At 38.5% G+C, this 16317-nt stretch carries 15 protein-coding genes and 1 other annotated feature; of the genes, 13 read left to right on the plus strand and 2 right to left on the minus strand.

Going from position 1 to position 16317, the window contains the following annotated elements; genetic code table 11:
• Positions 1 to 29: 29 nt before the first annotated feature.
• Together IGJ87_RS04715 and IGJ87_RS04720 are read left to right on the plus strand one after the other, a co-directional pair.
• A complete protein-coding gene (locus IGJ87_RS04715) occupies positions 30 to 395 on the plus strand; it encodes a DUF488 domain-containing protein (protein WP_002288459.1) in 366 nt (121 codons plus the stop codon).
• Positions 392 to 2203: an FAD/NAD(P)-binding protein gene (locus IGJ87_RS04720; RefSeq protein ID WP_002346367.1), complete on the plus strand. Its 1812-nt coding sequence runs from the start codon at positions 392 to 394 to the stop codon at positions 2201 to 2203. Before IGJ87_RS04715 ends, IGJ87_RS04720 begins: the two co-directional genes overlap by 4 nt.
• Before the next feature lie 61 nt (positions 2204 to 2264).
• Here IGJ87_RS04720 and IGJ87_RS04725 read toward each other — a convergent pair whose 3' ends face one another.
• The gene (locus tag IGJ87_RS04725; RefSeq protein ID WP_002288457.1) at positions 2265 to 2432 is read right to left on the minus strand and encodes a DUF3042 family protein; all 168 of its coding nucleotides are present in this window, start codon (positions 2430 to 2432) and stop codon (positions 2265 to 2267) included.
• Positions 2433 to 2680: 248 nt separating this feature from the next.
• On the opposite strand from IGJ87_RS04725, the gene galE reads away from it, so the two are divergent.
• From galE to tsaD, 7 genes are all read left to right on the plus strand, one after another.
• Positions 2681 to 3670 carry a UDP-glucose 4-epimerase GalE gene (galE, locus tag IGJ87_RS04730; RefSeq protein ID WP_002293897.1) on the plus strand — a complete coding sequence of 330 codons (990 nt, stop codon included), beginning with the start codon at positions 2681 to 2683 and terminating at the stop codon, positions 3668 to 3670.
• Between the two features lie 11 nt (positions 3671 to 3681).
• Positions 3682 to 5166 (plus strand): UDP-glucose--hexose-1-phosphate uridylyltransferase, encoded by a 1485-nt coding sequence (gene galT / locus IGJ87_RS04735; protein WP_123839451.1) that lies wholly within the window; start codon positions 3682 to 3684, stop codon positions 5164 to 5166.
• Positions 5167 to 5189: 23 nt separating this feature from the next.
• Positions 5190 to 6170 carry a LacI family DNA-binding transcriptional regulator gene (locus IGJ87_RS04740; protein WP_086310217.1) on the plus strand — a complete coding sequence of 327 codons (981 nt, stop codon included), beginning with the start codon at positions 5190 to 5192 and terminating at the stop codon, positions 6168 to 6170.
• 190 nt (positions 6171 to 6360) lie between these two features.
• Positions 6361 to 7083, plus strand: coding sequence for a tRNA (adenosine(37)-N6)-threonylcarbamoyltransferase complex dimerization subunit type 1 TsaB (tsaB, locus tag IGJ87_RS04745; RefSeq protein ID WP_033627704.1), 723 nt, complete (start codon positions 6361 to 6363; stop codon positions 7081 to 7083).
• Positions 7067 to 7609: a ribosomal protein S18-alanine N-acetyltransferase gene (gene rimI / locus IGJ87_RS04750; protein WP_002293890.1), complete on the plus strand. Its 543-nt coding sequence runs from the start codon at positions 7067 to 7069 to the stop codon at positions 7607 to 7609. Before tsaB ends, rimI (IGJ87_RS04750) begins: the two co-directional genes overlap by 17 nt.
• A 6-nt stretch (positions 7610 to 7615) precedes the next feature.
• Positions 7616 to 8080, plus strand: a complete 465-nt coding sequence (rimI, locus tag IGJ87_RS04755; protein ID WP_002306425.1) for a ribosomal protein S18-alanine N-acetyltransferase — start codon at positions 7616 to 7618, stop codon at positions 8078 to 8080.
• Entirely contained in the window at positions 8077 to 9093 is a 1017-nt protein-coding gene (gene tsaD, locus IGJ87_RS04760; protein WP_002323951.1) for a tRNA (adenosine(37)-N6)-threonylcarbamoyltransferase complex transferase subunit TsaD, read from the plus strand. The genes rimI (IGJ87_RS04755) and tsaD overlap by 4 nt, the downstream gene beginning before the upstream one ends.
• A gap of 608 nt (positions 9094 to 9701) precedes the next feature.
• Here tsaD and IGJ87_RS04765 read toward each other — a convergent pair.
• Entirely contained in the window at positions 9702 to 10403 is a 702-nt protein-coding gene (locus tag IGJ87_RS04765) for a Crp/Fnr family transcriptional regulator (protein ID WP_123838478.1), read from the minus strand.
• Between the two features lie 272 nt (positions 10404 to 10675).
• On the opposite strand from IGJ87_RS04765, the gene IGJ87_RS04770 reads away from it, so the two are divergent.
• The 4 genes from IGJ87_RS04770 to arcC all read left to right on the plus strand — a co-directional run bounded on the left by IGJ87_RS04770 (position 10676) and on the right by arcC (position 15948).
• Entirely contained in the window at positions 10676 to 11995 is a 1320-nt protein-coding gene (locus IGJ87_RS04770) for an IS1380-like element IS1678 family transposase (RefSeq protein ID WP_002323333.1), read from the plus strand.
• 551 nt (positions 11996 to 12546) lie between these two features.
• Positions 12547 to 13776 (plus strand): arginine deiminase, encoded by a 1230-nt coding sequence (arcA, locus tag IGJ87_RS04775; protein ID WP_002288439.1) that lies wholly within the window; start codon positions 12547 to 12549, stop codon positions 13774 to 13776.
• Between the two features lie 90 nt (positions 13777 to 13866).
• Positions 13867 to 14886 (plus strand): ornithine carbamoyltransferase, encoded by a 1020-nt coding sequence (gene argF, locus IGJ87_RS04780; RefSeq protein ID WP_002288437.1) that lies wholly within the window; start codon positions 13867 to 13869, stop codon positions 14884 to 14886.
• Between the two features lie 114 nt (positions 14887 to 15000).
• Entirely contained in the window at positions 15001 to 15948 is a 948-nt protein-coding gene (arcC, locus tag IGJ87_RS04785) for a carbamate kinase (protein WP_002288434.1), read from the plus strand.
• Positions 15949 to 16095: 147 nt separating this feature from the next.
• Positions 16096 to 16293 (plus strand) — a binding site (T-box leader).
• Positions 16294 to 16317 lie beyond the last annotated feature (24 nt).

A 16317-nucleotide genomic window follows, 5' to 3' on the forward strand; every position in this document is an offset into this window, starting at 1 on the left:
AGCGAAAAGGCAGAAAGAAGGAAGCAACTATGATCAAATTAAAACGTGTTTACCTTGATGCTGAAAAAGAGGATGGCTATAGAATACTCGTGGATAGGTTCTGGCCACGAGGAATTTCAAAGGAAAAAGCGCAGTTAGATCTGTGGTTGAAAGAAATTGCACCTAGTAATGAAGCACGCAAAACTTTTGACCATGTACCAGAACGATTTGCTTCATTTGCAAAGAAATACCAGCAAGAATTGATTTTCGAAGAAGAAAAGAAGCAAGCTATTTTTAAACTCAGTCAACTTATGAAAGAACATCCAGTCATTACTTTTGTTTATGGTGCAAAAAATGAACATCAGAACCATGCTGTTTTATTGAAAAAATTTATCGAAATGGAGGCATGCAAATGAAAATAGGGATCATTGGTGCCGGCCCTAGAGGATTAAGTGTAGCAGAAAGAATTCTCCATAATAATCAGGACAGACATTCTCTTGAACTTTTTCTTTTCGATCCCAATGGTCCTGGAGGTCGAGTTTGGCGGTTGAATCAGCCACCGGAGTTATTAATGAACTCTGTTTCTCAACAAGTGACGCTTTTTACAGATGAAACATTGTCCAGTGGAGGATTGGTAACACAGGGCCCCAACTTGTTTCAATGGAGTAAAGGACCTGCTACAGATTATATCGAACAGACGGTAACCAAAAATAAGCAACTAGTTATAGAAGAAATCAATCGTCTGGAAAAAGATCAGCAATCTACTCGATGTTTATACGGACTCTATCAACGCTGGTTTTTCTCAAAGTTGCAAGAAGAATTTCCAGCTTCTATTCAGTTTGTTTATTCTTTAGTAAAAAAAGTCAGCAAAAGAAAAGATGGTTACCTTTTACAGACAGATCAGCAAAGCTATTCTGTCGATCAGCTTGTTTTAGCAAGCGGTCACTGGGAAAATGATGAGACAGAAGAAGAAAGAGTGTGGGTAGACTACGCAAAGAAAAATGATTTACTGTATCAGCTTCCTTCTAATCCTGCAGATGTAGATCTTTCGAAGATACCGCCTAAAGAAAATGTCTTTTTAAGAGGTCTAGGCTTAAGTTTTTTTGATTATGTCGGATTGTTTACAGTATCAAGAGGAGGGCGCTTCGAGAACGAAAAGGGAAAACTGGTCTATCATCCATCAGGCAAGGAACCGATTGTATACAGTGGATCAAGAAGGGGGCTCCCTTATTACCCTCGAGGAAGAAATCAAAAGCAAGGCGGAGCAATGGCATGGCCACGGTTACTAACAAAAGAAAACCTGGAGCAATGGCATCAGTCGGGATTTTTGACTGGCGAAACATTTTTTGACTATCTGAAAAAAGACGTTGAGTTGTTTTATTACAAGAAAATCATCGAAGAATATCACTTGCCGATTCCAAAGAAAAATTTTGAGCATGATTTTCTCTCCCTCTCTTCAGAGGAGTGTCTCGGAAAGCATCCAGCACTAATCCCTTATAGATGGGATTGGTCGTATTTAGAAACTCCTCTTGCCTATCAGAATGAGCCCTTTTCAGAAGCTAGCCGAATATTTATTGAAGGGCAGATAAAAGAAGCAGAAAAAGGAAACTGTACAGGAGCATTTGCTTCAACATTTGATGCATTAAAAGACTGGCGTGATCCAATACGACAGGCTATTGAAGGGCACGTTTTTTCTGCAAAGGAATACAAAGAAATACTATGGGGATGGTTTACTCATCTAAATAGCTTTTTAACGATCGGTCCGCCAGTCATTCGGACGAAAGAATTAGCAGCACTGATAGATGCGGGTATTTTTCATTTGATCGAACCGCCATTTGATATTCAGCAAAAGCACAACCGCTATGTTATTTCTCTACAAGATAAAGAAATCAGCAGTCGCTATTTGATTGAAGCTCGATTGCCACAAACAAGCTTTTCTCGTTCAAGTAATCCTGTCATAAAAAATTTGAAGGAAAACAAACTTGTTCGCCCTTTTTCATTTTCAGATAATACAGGAAGTTATCATTCAGAAGCTATAGATGTTGAGCGAGGTACGAATCGCGTGATTGATGCTTCAGGGGAAATCCAGTCTGACTTTTATTGCTATGGAATACCTGTTGAAGGTGTGGATTGGCTAACTGCAGCAGTAGCTAGACCTTATACAGATCCATGGAATCTGAGACAGGCAGATAAAATAGCACAACTTATATTGACTGACAAATAAAAATACGCATGATGACTTATCTGTTTTTTAGAAAGTCTTCATGCGTATTTTTAAATAATTATTAACGAGAAACGCGTTTACGCATTGCTTTTTTACGGTTTTCTTCGATCATTGCTTCTTTTTCGTCAATTGGATCGATCACTGTTTTTTTCACAGAAGCAACCAAACCAGCAACGGCAGCGGCTGTTGCCAGACTTCCTACTAATATTCCAGATACAAATTTTTTCATTGAATCCACCTCATTTATTATTTGTTATATCTATTATGGAACAAAAGAGAAAAAAAGGCTAGTTTTACGTTTGTTTGTAAACCTTTGCAAAAAATCCTTGAAAATGTTTACTAAATGTTTTATTATAAATTTACCATATGAATTTACGAAATTTTACTTTGTTTGTTTTCACCATAAAAGTAAACTTCGTTTTTTTAAATTATATAGAATCAACAAACACAATTTTACTAATCAAAGGAGTGTTTTTTATGACAATTTTAGTACTAGGCGGAGCCGGTTATATCGGTTCGCACGCTGTAGACCAGCTAGTTCAAAAGGGGTATCAAGTAGCTGTGGTAGATAATTTGCTCACAGGTCACAAACAAGCAGTACATCCAGATGCTCATTTTTATGAAGGAGACATCCGGGATAAAGAATTTCTACGTTCCGTATTTGAAAAGGAACCGATTGAAGGAGTAATCCATTTTGCTGCAAGCTCTTTAGTAGGAGAATCTGTCGAAAAACCATTGATGTATTTCAACAACAACGTATACGGTATGCAAATCTTACTTGAAGTCATGCACGAGTTCAACGTGAATAAAATCGTATTCTCTTCTACTGCAGCAACTTATGGAGAGCCGAAAGAGTCTCCAATCACAGAAGATACACCAGCTAATCCTAAAAATCCGTATGGTGAAAGTAAATTGATGATGGAAAAAATGATGAAGTGGTGTGACCAAGCATATGGCATGCGCTATGTCGCTTTGCGCTACTTCAATGTAGCCGGAGCAAAAGCAGATGCATCTATCGGAGAAGATCATACACCAGAAACGCATCTTGTCCCAATCATTTTACAAGTAGCTCTTGGTCAAAGAAAAGCATTGGCTGTTTATGGAGACGATTATGATACACCAGATGGAACATGTATCAGAGATTATGTTCAAGTAGAAGATTTGATTGCTGCACATATTTTAGCTTTGGAATACTTGAAAGAAGGAAATGAAAGCAACTTCTTCAATTTAGGCAGCAGCAAAGGATACTCAGTCAAGGAAATGCTAGAAGCAGCTAGAGAAGTGACAGGAAAAGAAATTCCAGCAGAAATAGCACCAAGAAGAGCTGGAGATCCTAGCCGATTAGTCGCTTCAAGTGAAAAAGCGAGAGAGGTTCTGGGCTGGAAACCTGAATACACAGATATCAAAGCAATTATCAAAACAGCATGGGATTGGCATGTCAGCCATCCAAATGGTTATGAAGAATAGGGGAATGAGATATGTCAATCAGTCAAACGATTTGTGATTTTGCCACACTTGCGATCGAAGCTGGCGGATGGATGGAAATGGACCGCTTATATTTACAGAATCGTCTTTTAGGGATGGTAGGAGAAGATGCTCTAGAAAGCATTGAAGTAAGACCAGTTAAGGAAGAATCTGTAGACTTATTGGATCAGCTTGTCGCTAAGGCAAGAGAAAATGGTGTTCTTTCAGAATTGCCAGCAGAACAAGAGATTTTTAAAGCGCAATTAATGGATTTTCTCACACCGCCACCTTCAGTCGTCAATGCATTCTTTGCACAGCACTATTCGAAAAGCCCAGAGGAAGCAACTGAGTATTTCTTTAATTTAAGTAAGAAAAATGACTACATCAAAACAAGAGCCATCGCAAAAAACATCAAATTTCCGGCAGAGTCGGAGTATGGTGAACTGGAAATCACAATCAATTTATCTAAGCCAGAAAAAGATCCAAAACAAATCGCAGCAGAACGCGAGGCGGTAAAAGTAGACTATCCTACCTGCATGCTTTGCATGGAAAACGAAGGATATAGAGGTCGCTTGAACTATCCAGCCCGCACCAGTCACCGGATTATTCGAATGAATCTAGACGGTGAAAGCTGGGGATTCCAATATTCCCCTTATGCTTATTACAATGAACATTCGATCATTTTATCAGAACAACACCGCCCGATGAAAATCACAAAGGAAACATTTGCTAGACTGCTTCGGATTACTGAAGTCTTGCCTCATTACTTTGTTGGTTCGAATGCTGACTTACCAATTGTTGGAGGATCGATTCTTTCTCATGATCATTATCAGGCAGGACGTCATGAATTTCCTATGGCAAAAGCACCGATAGAAAAACTTATCAAACTAGCAGATTATCCGCAAGTCATCGCAGGAGTCGTGAAATGGCCGATGTCTGTGATCCGTTTGCAATCAACAGAGAAAAACTTGCTGATTGAAGCAGCTAACTCAGTATTGGAAAAGTGGAAAGCATATTCGGATGAAACAGTATCTATCAGAGCTTTTTCAGCAGATGGTACACCACACCATACGATTACGCCAATTGCACGAAGAAGGGACAATTACTTTGAGTTGGACCTTGTCCTTCGAGACAACAATGTTTCAGAAGAACATCCTGATGGGATTTTTCATCCACATAAAGATGTCCAACATATCAAAAAAGAGAACATTGGGTTGATCGAAGTAATGGGGCTTGCTGTTTTACCACCTCGTTTGAAACCAGAACTAGTAGAAGTAGAGCATTTCTTATTAGGAGAAGAAAACCAGATGGCTGAATATCATCGTCCGTGGGCAGAACAATTAAAAAAAGAACATCCTAATTTGACGAAAGATACGGTCACCGATGTCGTACAAAAATCTGTAGGTCAGGTTTTTGCACGTGTACTGGAAGACGCTGGGGTATTCAAGCGAGATGAAAAAGGACAGGCAGCGTTTGAACGATTTACTGCGATTTTATAAACGTAAAAAAGGAGGAGAGACAAATGGCAACAATTAAAGACATTGCGCAGTTGGCAGGAGTTTCTCCTGCTACTGTTTCAAGAGTTCTCAACTATGATCCTGATCTTTCCGTCGGCTTAGCCACAAAGCAAAAAATTTTTGAAGCAGCAGAACGCTTAAATTATACGAAACATCGTAAAAATGCAGCAAATACTAAGCAAACGCTTCGCCTGATCCAGTGGTACGACGATACGGAAGAGCTTGAAGATCTTTATTATTTATCTATTCGTCTAGGAATCGAAAAAAAGGCAGAAGAAGCAAACGTTACTTTATTGAAAGAAACGTGGGATTCCATTAGTGATCTTCCGGCAGATGGAACGATCGCACTAGGAAAATTCGACGAAGCTCAGTTATTAGAAATGAAAGGATCCCAAAATGCCTTGCTTTTGGTAGATTCTGACGGCACTTCTCAAGGAATCGACTCTCTAGTTGTCGACTTTAAGTCAAGTGTTCAAAAAGTCATTGAACACTTTGTCTCCCATAAAGCGCAACATATCGCTATGCTTGCTGGAACAGAATATACGAAGAAAAACCATCAGCGGCTAAAAGATCCCAGAATTATGGCATTTCAACAAGTTTTGGCAGAAAAAGGCTACGACGAAGGTCCAATTATCGAAGCAGATTTTTCTGTCGAGTCAGGATATCAAGCAGTGAAGCAGTATTTAAAAACGAATCCGCATGTTCCTGATGCGCTTTTTGCAGCTAATGACGCATTAGCGATTGGCGCACTGAGAGCGATTCAAGAAAAAGGTTTAGTGGTACCAGAAGATATTTCTGTGATGGGCTTCAATGATGTCAGTGTAGCGAAATATGTAACGCCCTCTCTTTCTACTGTAAAAGTTTATACCGAATGGATGGGAGAGCTAGCAGTGGAGACGATTCTTCAATTAAGTAATTCCAAAGCACCGGTTTCAAGAAAGATTATTGTGGAAACAGAGTTGATTATTCGAGAATCAACGAAATAAAAGATGGAAAAGCTGTGGGGAAATGGAGTGATACCGCAGCTTTTTTGTGTTTCAGGAAGGGGCAAAATTTGCTCGCCAGCAGATAATCATGTATCATTGTACTAGTTTTGCCTTTGGTATTTTCATCCTCAGAATAAAAAAGTATGCTACAATGGAAGGCGAGAATGTCATAGCAGAAAGGATCAAATATATGATTACATTAGGAATAGATACTGCAAACCAAACTTTGGCGATCGGTGTGGTAGAAGACGAACAAATTCTTGGACAAATACAAACAAATATCAAACGCAACCACAGTGTAACACTGATGCCTACAATCGACCAATTGTTTGCAGATCTTCAAATAAGTCCAAAAGACATTGACCGAATCGCGGTTTCTGATGGTCCCGGTTCTTATACAGGGCTTCGTATAGGTGTAACGACAGCAAAAACGATTGCTTATACATTAGATAAAGAGCTAGTAGGAGTATCTAGTCTGAAAACCATCGCGGCTAATTGCATCGGTGTGGATAAAATTATTGTGCCCATGTTTGATGCTCGAAGAAAAAATGTATACGCTGGGGCATACCGCTGGAAAGAAAATAGATTAGAAACTGTACTTGAAGATGTACATATTTCTGCTTCTGATTTGTTCACACAACTACAAAAGCTGAATGAAGCTATTTATTTCGTCGGAAGTGATTGTCACAAATTCTTCTCTGAAATAAAGGAAATATTGCCTAGTGCGACGATTAATACAGTTCCAGCATGGGATATTCCAAGTGGTGTAACTGTGGCTCAATTAGGGACTTTAGCTGAACCAGTTGCAGAGAAACAAGCTTTTCTTCCTCGCTATTTAAAACGGGTAGAAGCAGAAGAAAAATGGTTGGAGACGCACACACCTGGAGACGAAAGTTATGTTGAAAAAATTTAGAGCGTATGCCAGAAGCTTTTTTCAAGATAAAATGATTTATACAGAAAAAACAATCGAACAAATCGATCGTCGTTACGTACTAAGAGAATTGACTACAGAAGATATCAAAGAGCTGCTGGATGTCGAACGAGAAGTCTATAATGGCGAATTGCCATGGACAAAAAGTGCCTTTATATCAGAATTGAAGTCACCGCTTCCTCATCTATATCTAGGTATCTTTGATAATGGAAGAATGATTGGTTTTATCGGTTCAAGAGCGTTCGGTTTAGATTGCCATATCACGAATATTGCCGTTCGACCGGCATATCAGCGTAAACGAATCGGTTCGCTGCTTATTGACGAAATCGAGAACTTTGCTATAATGAATCGCTGTGAGACGATGTCATTAGAAGTGCGTATGAGTAATCAAGATGCACAAAGACTTTATCGGAAATTAGGTTTTCAAGCAACGACGATCAAAAAAAGATATTACACTGAAACAAAAGAAGATGCATTGGATATGATAAAACTTTTAGAAAATGAGTGAGATTAGTTGATTTGCAGAAAAAAAGATTTTGATGAAGCGTACTTGGCAGAATGCGTATGGGTGATTAGCGAAAATGCTTATCCACATGGTTCCCCTTGGACGAAAATGCAGTTTTTGGCAGACATCCAACAGCCTCACTCTGATTATCTGCTTTTAGTTGAAGATAACCAGATCTGTGGCTTTATTGGATACTCGAAAGTAATAGATGAAGTCGAGATCACAAATATTGCTGTTGCAGTTTCAGAACAAGGAAAAGGGCATGCACGGCATTTGTTACAATTACTGATTACGGAACAAATAAAAGATTCACTGCATGTTTTTTTAGAAGTACGTCTATCTAATGAAGCAGCAAGAAAACTTTATGAATCAGAAAAGTTTCGTATATTAGGTAAACGGAAATCATATTATCGCAATCCGACGGAAGATGCGATCATTATGAGCAGAAAGTTAAAAACGGAGACGATGAAATGAATGAAGAATTGATTCTGGCGATTGAATCAAGTTGTGATGAAACGAGTGTAGCGGTCGTTAGAAATGGAACAGAGATCTTATCTAACATCGTTGCTTCTCAAATAAACAGTCATAAACGTTTTGGTGGCGTAGTACCTGAAGTAGCTAGCCGCCATCACGTAGAACAAATCACCTTATGCTTGGAAGATGCACTGGTAGAAGCTGGTGTGTCGGCAGAAGATTTATCGGCAGTCGCTGTCACTTATGGACCAGGACTTGTCGGCTCGTTGCTGATTGGTATTTCTGCAGCTAAGGCTTTTGCTTGGGCACACCAATTGCCGCTTATTCCTGTAAACCATATGGCAGGGCATATCTATGCAGCCCGTCTGGTTAAACCATTCCAGTTTCCATTGATGGCACTTCTTGTTAGCGGAGGACATACAGAATTAGTCTATATGCAAGAAGATGGATCATATGAAATCATTGGGGAGACAAGAGATGATGCAGCAGGAGAAGCTTATGACAAAGTTGGAAGAGTATTAGGTCTTTCTTACCCAAGCGGAAAAGAAATCGATCAGCTAGCTCATCAGGGAAAAGATAATTACCATTTTCCGCGAGCGATGATCCATGAAGATAATTATGATTTCAGTTTTAGCGGATTAAAAAGTGCATTTATCAATTTCGTGCATAATGCACAACAGCGTGGAGAAGATCTAGACAAAAATGATTTAGCAGCTAGCTTTCAAGCAAGTGTGATCGATGTATTGATTACTAAAACACTTCGAGCTTGTCAAAATTATCCAGTCAAGCAACTGATTGTAGCTGGAGGTGTAGCGGCCAATCAAGGGTTGCGTGAAGGATTGCAGGATGCTTTGGCAACTAAACTCCCTGAGGTAGAACTAGTGATTCCCCCTCTTCGACTTTGTGGAGATAATGCTGCAATGATTGGAGCAGCAGCACATGTGGAAATGCAAAAAAGAAATTTTGCTAGCTATCAGTTGAATGCTGATCCAAGCTTGGTTTTATCTGAATAAAGAGGTTGTGAAAAAGCTGCCCTGCATCAAGTAATAAGAACAGCCCAGGAAAAACGGCTTCTCATGTTTTTGACCTGGCTGTTCTTATTACCGCGTATGCAAGCTTTTGAACGCCGTTTAATCAAGAGTTCGTAAGCCTGTCGTTTAACTCTGATTCACAAGGAACAATTTCAAAAAACAGCTCCTCATGTTTATGAACATTATGACTTGTGACCGAAGAGTTGACAGGTACACACCGTTTAATCGAAATAGGGCTGTGACACGTTTTTGTCAAAGCCCTATTTTTTACATACTTTTAATCATTATTGTTATTTTGCTATTTTTTAGAGCTTATTTATCATTATCCGTTCCTCTGATTGCCCTCACTGAGTAATCGTTTATTGTCGAGGAATATCGAATAATCTAGGTCGGATGAGGACAAGACGCTTCATCTAGTTAATCTAACAGTATTTTTTGCAAACAGTGAATATTACATAACTGAAACACACATAGAAAATCTTTGAGTCTTGTCCAGTGATCTAAAACTGCCGGATCTTTCAGAAGTTTTAGGGAGGAAAATAAGCAGTGACCCTGATATTTATCAGGGTCACTGCTTATTTTTGTTCGCGTTATTCTCTCATAGCTGGAGTAGTAGCTGTCTTACAGAAAGTAAAACGCTTTTTGTCATAATCTAACAGTCCGGAATCACGTAGGTGTTTGATTACTTGTCCAGCAGTTTCACGTGTCGTGCCGCTATTCACTGCTAATTCTTTTAAGGTGATCGGATAAGGAATGGTGATATGACCATCTTTTGTTGGTACGCCCAATTCTTCTTTCAAAATGAATAAATTTTGTTTTACCCGGTCAAAGGCGCTAGAGGTCAATCCGATTTGGATACGCAATTCATGTATTTCAACTACTTTAGAAATTTTTTGTATCATATAGATCAACTGTTCGGGATTTTTTCGTGCTAATTTTTCATAGTAGGAAACAGGAAGGTAGAATGTTTCAATATCAGTCATCGCTTGAGCTGTATAAGTGTAGGTCTCTTCTCCAAACATTCCTGACATAGGAAAAAGGTTATTTGTATTCACATAGTCATAGTAGTAATAAGTTGCACTTTCATCATAACGTTCTAAACGAACGAGTCCTTTGGTCAAGATATACAACCGTTGTCTGGGATCACCATCGTCGAAAAGGATCTGTCCTTTTTTATAAGAACGAAGAACAGTATGTTCCTTGATCTGTTGGAACTCTTCATCCGAGAAATGTTCAAAATCAGGTTGATATCTGAGTTTTGAAAAGTGAAAATCGATTTTATTAACACGCATTAAAAAGTCCTCTCCTTATTGTTCACTATATTTATTGTCACTTTTTTTAAAGAATTTGTAAAGTTTTAACATACCAACATTAGAAACAAGTTTTAATACTTTACAAATATAATTTGTCCTGAATAATTCATACTTTTAATTAAAACCATGTGAAACTGCCTCACGGCAGCTTACAATTACTTTTTCATCTTCACCCGTTAAGTGATGAAAAAAGAACCCCTTTCTGCTATGGTTAAAGTGACTAAACCAACCAAAAGAAAGGAGTTCTTTTCATGACTAGCTTACACAAAAACCAAGTAAAATTCAATTCAAATATCACTATTTCTCATACAGGTGGTCAATTATCGAGTGATTCGGGTCTCGTCCTAGTGAAAGAGCTGATGAACATCTTTGGTTTTTCTGAACTGGCTAAGCAACACATTCACATTGAAGACGAACGAGCGTATTTTACTCATGACAACTTATCCATACTTGAGCAGTTCATTATGCAATTAATTGCTGGTTACTCAGCTGATTCTGCAGCTAATCTCCTGAGACAAGATCCTGTGTTTAAAGCTGTTTTAGATAGGAAAGAACTCGCTTCTCAATCTTCACTTTCCCGATTTTTAGATCGACTATCTGAGGAGAATATCCATGAACTTCAAGCTTTGAACCAAGAACTTATCGATAAAGCACGCCTCATCCGTAATGATACGGAATTAATCATTGATTTAGATTCGACCCATTCAGATACATTTGGTCACCAAGAACAAACGAATTATAATACACACTACCAAACCTATGGTTACCATCCATTGGTAGCTTTTGACGGATTGACTGGTGACTTCTTAAAAGCTGAACTACGTTCAGGAAATCAATATACATCAAAAGGCGTAAAGGAGTTTCTCACACCTTTATTAGAGCACTATAATCACTCTCTACCAAACACTGACATCTTGGTTCGTGGAGACAGCGGGTTCGCTACACCTGGTGTGTATGATTCGTGTGAATCAAAAAAGAGTCATTATGTTATTCGACTGAAGAATAATCGTAGACTAGGTCAAATAGCTGAGAAATCAGTACTTTATGGCGATAATCAAAAGTGGGAAGAACGAGAAGTTCAGTACTTCTCGACCACTTATCAAGCACAATCCTGGTCACAAAGTCGTCGCGTGTGTATACGCTCAACACGTGAAGCGGGCGAACTACTCTTTCGACATGAATTTATCGTGACGAATCTATCAGAAAATGTTTCTCCTGATACCATCTTTTCTATCTATGCCAAACGTGGCACAATGGAGAACTTTATTAAAGAAGCGAAAGCTGGCTTTTACTTTGACAAAACAGACAGTCCTCGCTTTTTGGAGAATCATGTCCGAATGATGCTCAGCTTGATAGCTTACAACTTAGTCAACTTCTTAAGAACGATTGGCTTTGAAGAAGTCCAAAAGGGAATGACCATTCATTCTATTCGATTGAAGTTTCTGAAAGTTGCTGGGAAATTAGTCCAAACGGGTAGACGAGTCTATCTCAAATTATCTAGTTATCATGTGTATCAGAATGAATTCTACAGGGTCTTTGCTCGCCTGAGGCGAGGCAGTCAATGGATCTAATCCAACAATCTAACGATTTTTTTACTGGGAAGTTATCCAGGGAGAAGTATGCTCAAAATGCCTTACACCCAAAATTTATTCCTCAATATTTTTGAACAGTGAATGTTTGAAGTAACTTTTTAGTCAAAATCAGTTGATAGGGATATTAGTGATACATATTTCAATAAAATGTGCCAAAGAATTAAAGCTATGAATTATTCAGGTTTGTTATTATGTAAAAAATATACAATGGTATTGAATAATTTGTTTTGAAGCGAATGATTTGTGTATAAAAAACAACAATAATACATATAGTAAACGCTAACAACGCTAATATAATTTATTTTTTTAATTTATTCAAAAAAATTTTTTCAATGAATAAATATTTTTTTGAAAGTGTATACAGAATAAAAAATGAATAAATTACGCTTAAAAATAGAAAAACGTTTAATTATTTAATTATCGAATATTAATGTGAGGAATGTCTCATTTTGAATGAGACAAAATTATGAAAGTGATTACAAAAGGAGGATATCCTATACATGTAATCAAAAAGAAGGAGGCAACACAACATGGATAAACCTATTCACGTTTTCTCTGAAATAGGGAAATTAAAGACAGTCTTACTGAAAAGGCCTGGACAAGAAGTGGAAAATTTGACACCAGATATTATGGATCGTCTGTTGTTCGATGATATTCCATATCTTCCGATTGCTCAAGAAGAACATGACAACTTTGCAAAGACATTGCAAAATGAAGGCGTCGAGACTCTTTACTTGGAAAAATTAGCGGCAGAAGCGATTGACGCAGGCAATGTCAAAGAACAATTCTTGAATAAAATGTTGGATGAATCTCATATTGCATCGAATGCTGTAAGAGAGGGTCTTCATGAGTTCCTTCTATCAATGGAAACGCAAGAAATGGTAGATAAAATCATGGCTGGGGTTCGTACAAAAGATATTGAAGTACGTTCTAGCAGTCTATACGATCTGTCAGCAGACGATGACTATCCATTTTACATGGACCCAATGCCAAACTTGTACTTTACACGCGACCCTTCCGCATCAATGGGAAATGGGATGACAGTCAATAAGATGACTTTTGAAGCACGTCGTCGTGAATCGATGTTTACAGAATATATTTTGAAACATCATCCAAGATTTGCAAATAAAGGAATCGAAGTATGGTTGGATCGTGAAAATCCAGATCATATCGAAGGCGGAGACGAATTGATCTTAAGCGATAAAGTAGTAGCTGTTGGGATTTCTCAACGAACTAATGCGAAAGCTTTAGAAAAATTAGCACGCCACCTATTCGCAAAAAATTCAGGATTTGAAAAAGTGTTGGCAATCAAAATTCCAAACAACCGTGCAATGATGCATTTGGATACCGTATTTACAATGGTAGATCACGATAAATTCACTATCCATCCAGCAATTCAAAGTAAAGACGGTAAGATGGATGTCTTTACAATCGAACCAGATGGTGATGATATCAAGATTACTCATTCAGATAACTTACACGAAACGATGAAAGCTGCTCTTGGATTAGATGATCTTGTACTGATCCCAACTGGTAATGGAGATGAGATCGTTGCACCTCGAGAACAATGGAATGATGGATCAAACACATTGGCAATCGCTCCAGGTGTTGTAGTCACTTATAACCGAAATTATGTATCGAACGAATTGCTTCGTAGCTATGGCATCAAAGTGTTAGAAATCAATTCAAGTGAATTGTCACGAGGCCGTGGTGGTCCACGCTGCATGAGCCAACCACTTGTCCGTGAAGACTTGAAGTAATTTGTTTCCTGACGGCGGTCTTACTGTCAGCTGCCGTCGGGATTTCCTCTTTAATCTTAAATAAAAACAATCTAAAGGAGAATGTTTAATATGAAAGAATCAGTATTCCAAGGAAGAAGCTTATTAGCAGAAAAAGACTTTACAAAAGAAGAATTACAATATTTGATCGATTTTTCAGAACACTTGAAAGACTTGAAAAAACGTGGTATCCCACATCACTATCTAGAAGGAAAAAATATTGCGCTTTTATTTGAAAAAACATCTACACGTACTCGTTCTGCATTTACTACTGCAGCGATCGATCTAGGTGCACATCCTGAATACCTAGGTGCGAATGACATCCAATTAGGTAAAAAAGAATCCACAGAAGATACAGCTAAAGTACTAGGACGTATGTTTGACGGAATCGAATTCCGCGGATTCAGTCAAAAAATGGTAGAGGAACTAGCAGAATTCTCTGGTGTTCCAGTTTGGAATGGCTTGACTGATGAATGGCATCCAACACAAATGATCGCTGACTTTTTAACTATCCAAGAAAACTTTGGAACAGTAGAAGGTATCACTGTTGCTTACTGCGGAGATGGTCGAAACAATATGGCTAACTCTTTATTAGTCACAGGTGCAATTTTAGGAGCGAATATGCGTATCGTTGCACCAAAAGAATTACAACCTGAAGAAGAAATCGTCAAAATGGCAGAAGGCTTTGCTGAAAAATCCGGTGCACAATTGATGATTACCGACGATGTTGATAAAGGTGTAGACGGAGCAGACGTCCTTTATTCTGATGTATGGGTATCAATGGGTGAAGAAGATAAATTCGAAGAACGTATCAAATTGTTGAAACCTTACCAAATCAATATGGAAATGGTAGAAAAAACACACAACACAGATCGTTTGATCTTCTTGCACTGCTTGCCAGCTTTCCATGATACAAACACTGTTTACGGTGAACAAATGAAAGAACGCTTTGGCATCACTGAAATGGAAGTAACAGATGAAGTCTTCCGCAGCAAATATGCTCGTCAATTTGACCAAGCAGAAAATCGTATGCACTCAATCAAAGCGATCATGGCAGCAACATTAGGTAACTTGTTTATCCCTCGCGTTTAAGCATAACCATATTCATCTCACGAAAAAACGAGTCAGCATTGAGGGAAAATCACAAAACGCTGGCTCGTTTTGTTATCTAGAAAATTCGGTAGAACTGAAGAAAGGACGAATGAAATGGCCAAACGAAAAGTAGTTGTCGCTTTAGGGGGTAATGCTATCTTGTCTACGGATGCAAGTGCAAAAGCCCAACAAGAAGCGTTAATGGAAACAGCAAAGTATTTAGTGAAATTTATCGAACAAGGAGATGAATTGATCATCTCCCACGGAAATGGTCCGCAAGTCGGTAACCTATTGATTCAGCAGCAAGCTGCTGATTCTGAGAAAACACCGGCAATGCCTTTAGATACATGTGTTGCAATGACAGAAGGATCTATCGGTTACTGGTTACAAAATGCCATGGGCGAAGTACTGAAGGAAAAAGGGATCGATAAAGATGTGGTTTCTTTAGTCACTCAAGTTATTGTGGATGAAAATGATCCTTCATTCAAAAATCCAAGTAAACCAGTCGGTCCATTCTACACGGAAGAAGAAGCCAAAGAACAAATGAATGCTGACTCCACTGTGACATTCAAAGAAGATGCTGGACGTGGATGGAGAAAAGTAGTCGCTTCCCCTAAACCCATCTCGATTAAAGAAGCACGTGTCATCGAAACGCTGGTCGATCAAGGAGTTATCACAGTCTCTGTTGGTGGCGGTGGGATTCCTGTTGTAGAAACAGCTACTGGATTAGAAGGACGAGAAGCCGTAATCGATAAAGATTTTGCTTCAGAAAAATTAGCCGAAATCATCGATGCGGATTTGCTGATCGTATTGACAGGAGTAGACAATGTGTATGTCAATTACCAAAAACCAGATCAAAAGAAATTAGAAACTGTTACTGTTTCAGAAATGAAACAATACATTGATGAAAAGCAATTTGCTCCAGGAAGCATGCTTCCGAAAGTAGAGGCAGCTATTGCATTTGTTGAAGCAAAACCAAACGCTAAGGCAATCATCACTTCTTTAGAAAATATCGAGAATCTTTTAGCTTCTGAAGAAGGAACGATTATCGTAGCTGATTAATTTGTTAAGTCTTTCGTATTTACGAAATGATTTATAGCTATCCAGGTGGTATTTCTTCTCCTTTAGGCCATCTGGATTGTTTTTTTATCAGAAACGACTAGCCTTTCGTTTTTTTTTCTGATATAATTCAAGAAAGTTTAATAAGACTAAGATTTGTTGAACAAGAGAGTACTTGTATCATTCTTGGCTAGCGAATTCGGAAGTGGTGGAAGCCGAATGAAGAAGATACAACGAAGCGCACTTGGAGAATTCTGTTTTAAACAGACGGTCGTCTACCGATATCAGATGGAGCTGGTCCTTTTTTAGGACAATTGGAGTGGTACCGCGGGAAATCTCGTCTCTAGTGATGGCATACTAAGTATGCCGTCG

The organism is Enterococcus sp. DIV1411a (genome assembly GCF_050531945.1).
Classification (GTDB): Bacteria; Bacillota; Bacilli; order Lactobacillales; family Enterococcaceae; genus Enterococcus_B; species Enterococcus_B faecium.

What these genes read in the sequence shown, in the direction of transcription:
- IGJ87_RS04715 (WP_002288459.1), top strand. Translation starts at nt 30, where the DNA reads ATGATCAAATTAAAACGTGTTTACCTTGATGCTGAAAAAGAGGATGGC.
- IGJ87_RS04720 (WP_002346367.1), top strand. Translation starts at nt 392, where the DNA reads ATGAAAATAGGGATCATTGGTGCCGGCCCTAGAGGATTAAGTGTAGCA.
- IGJ87_RS04725 (WP_002288457.1), bottom strand. Translation starts at nt 2,432, where the DNA reads ATGAAAAAATTTGTATCTGGAATATTAGTAGGAAGTCTGGCAACAGCC.
- galE (WP_002293897.1), top strand. Translation starts at nt 2,681, where the DNA reads ATGACAATTTTAGTACTAGGCGGAGCCGGTTATATCGGTTCGCACGCT.
- galT (WP_123839451.1), top strand. Translation starts at nt 3,682, where the DNA reads ATGTCAATCAGTCAAACGATTTGTGATTTTGCCACACTTGCGATCGAA.
- IGJ87_RS04740 (WP_086310217.1), top strand. Translation starts at nt 5,190, where the DNA reads ATGGCAACAATTAAAGACATTGCGCAGTTGGCAGGAGTTTCTCCTGCT.
- tsaB (WP_033627704.1), top strand. Translation starts at nt 6,361, where the DNA reads ATGATTACATTAGGAATAGATACTGCAAACCAAACTTTGGCGATCGGT.
- rimI (WP_002293890.1), top strand. Translation starts at nt 7,067, where the DNA reads ATGTTGAAAAAATTTAGAGCGTATGCCAGAAGCTTTTTTCAAGATAAA.
- tsaD (WP_002323951.1), top strand. Translation starts at nt 8,077, where the DNA reads ATGAATGAAGAATTGATTCTGGCGATTGAATCAAGTTGTGATGAAACG.
- IGJ87_RS04765 (WP_123838478.1), bottom strand. Translation starts at nt 10,403, where the DNA reads ATGCGTGTTAATAAAATCGATTTTCACTTTTCAAAACTCAGATATCAA.
- IGJ87_RS04770 (WP_002323333.1), top strand. Translation starts at nt 10,676, where the DNA reads ATGACTAGCTTACACAAAAACCAAGTAAAATTCAATTCAAATATCACT.
- arcA (WP_002288439.1), top strand. Translation starts at nt 12,547, where the DNA reads ATGGATAAACCTATTCACGTTTTCTCTGAAATAGGGAAATTAAAGACA.
- argF (WP_002288437.1), top strand. Translation starts at nt 13,867, where the DNA reads ATGAAAGAATCAGTATTCCAAGGAAGAAGCTTATTAGCAGAAAAAGAC.
- arcC (WP_002288434.1), top strand. Translation starts at nt 15,001, where the DNA reads ATGGCCAAACGAAAAGTAGTTGTCGCTTTAGGGGGTAATGCTATCTTG.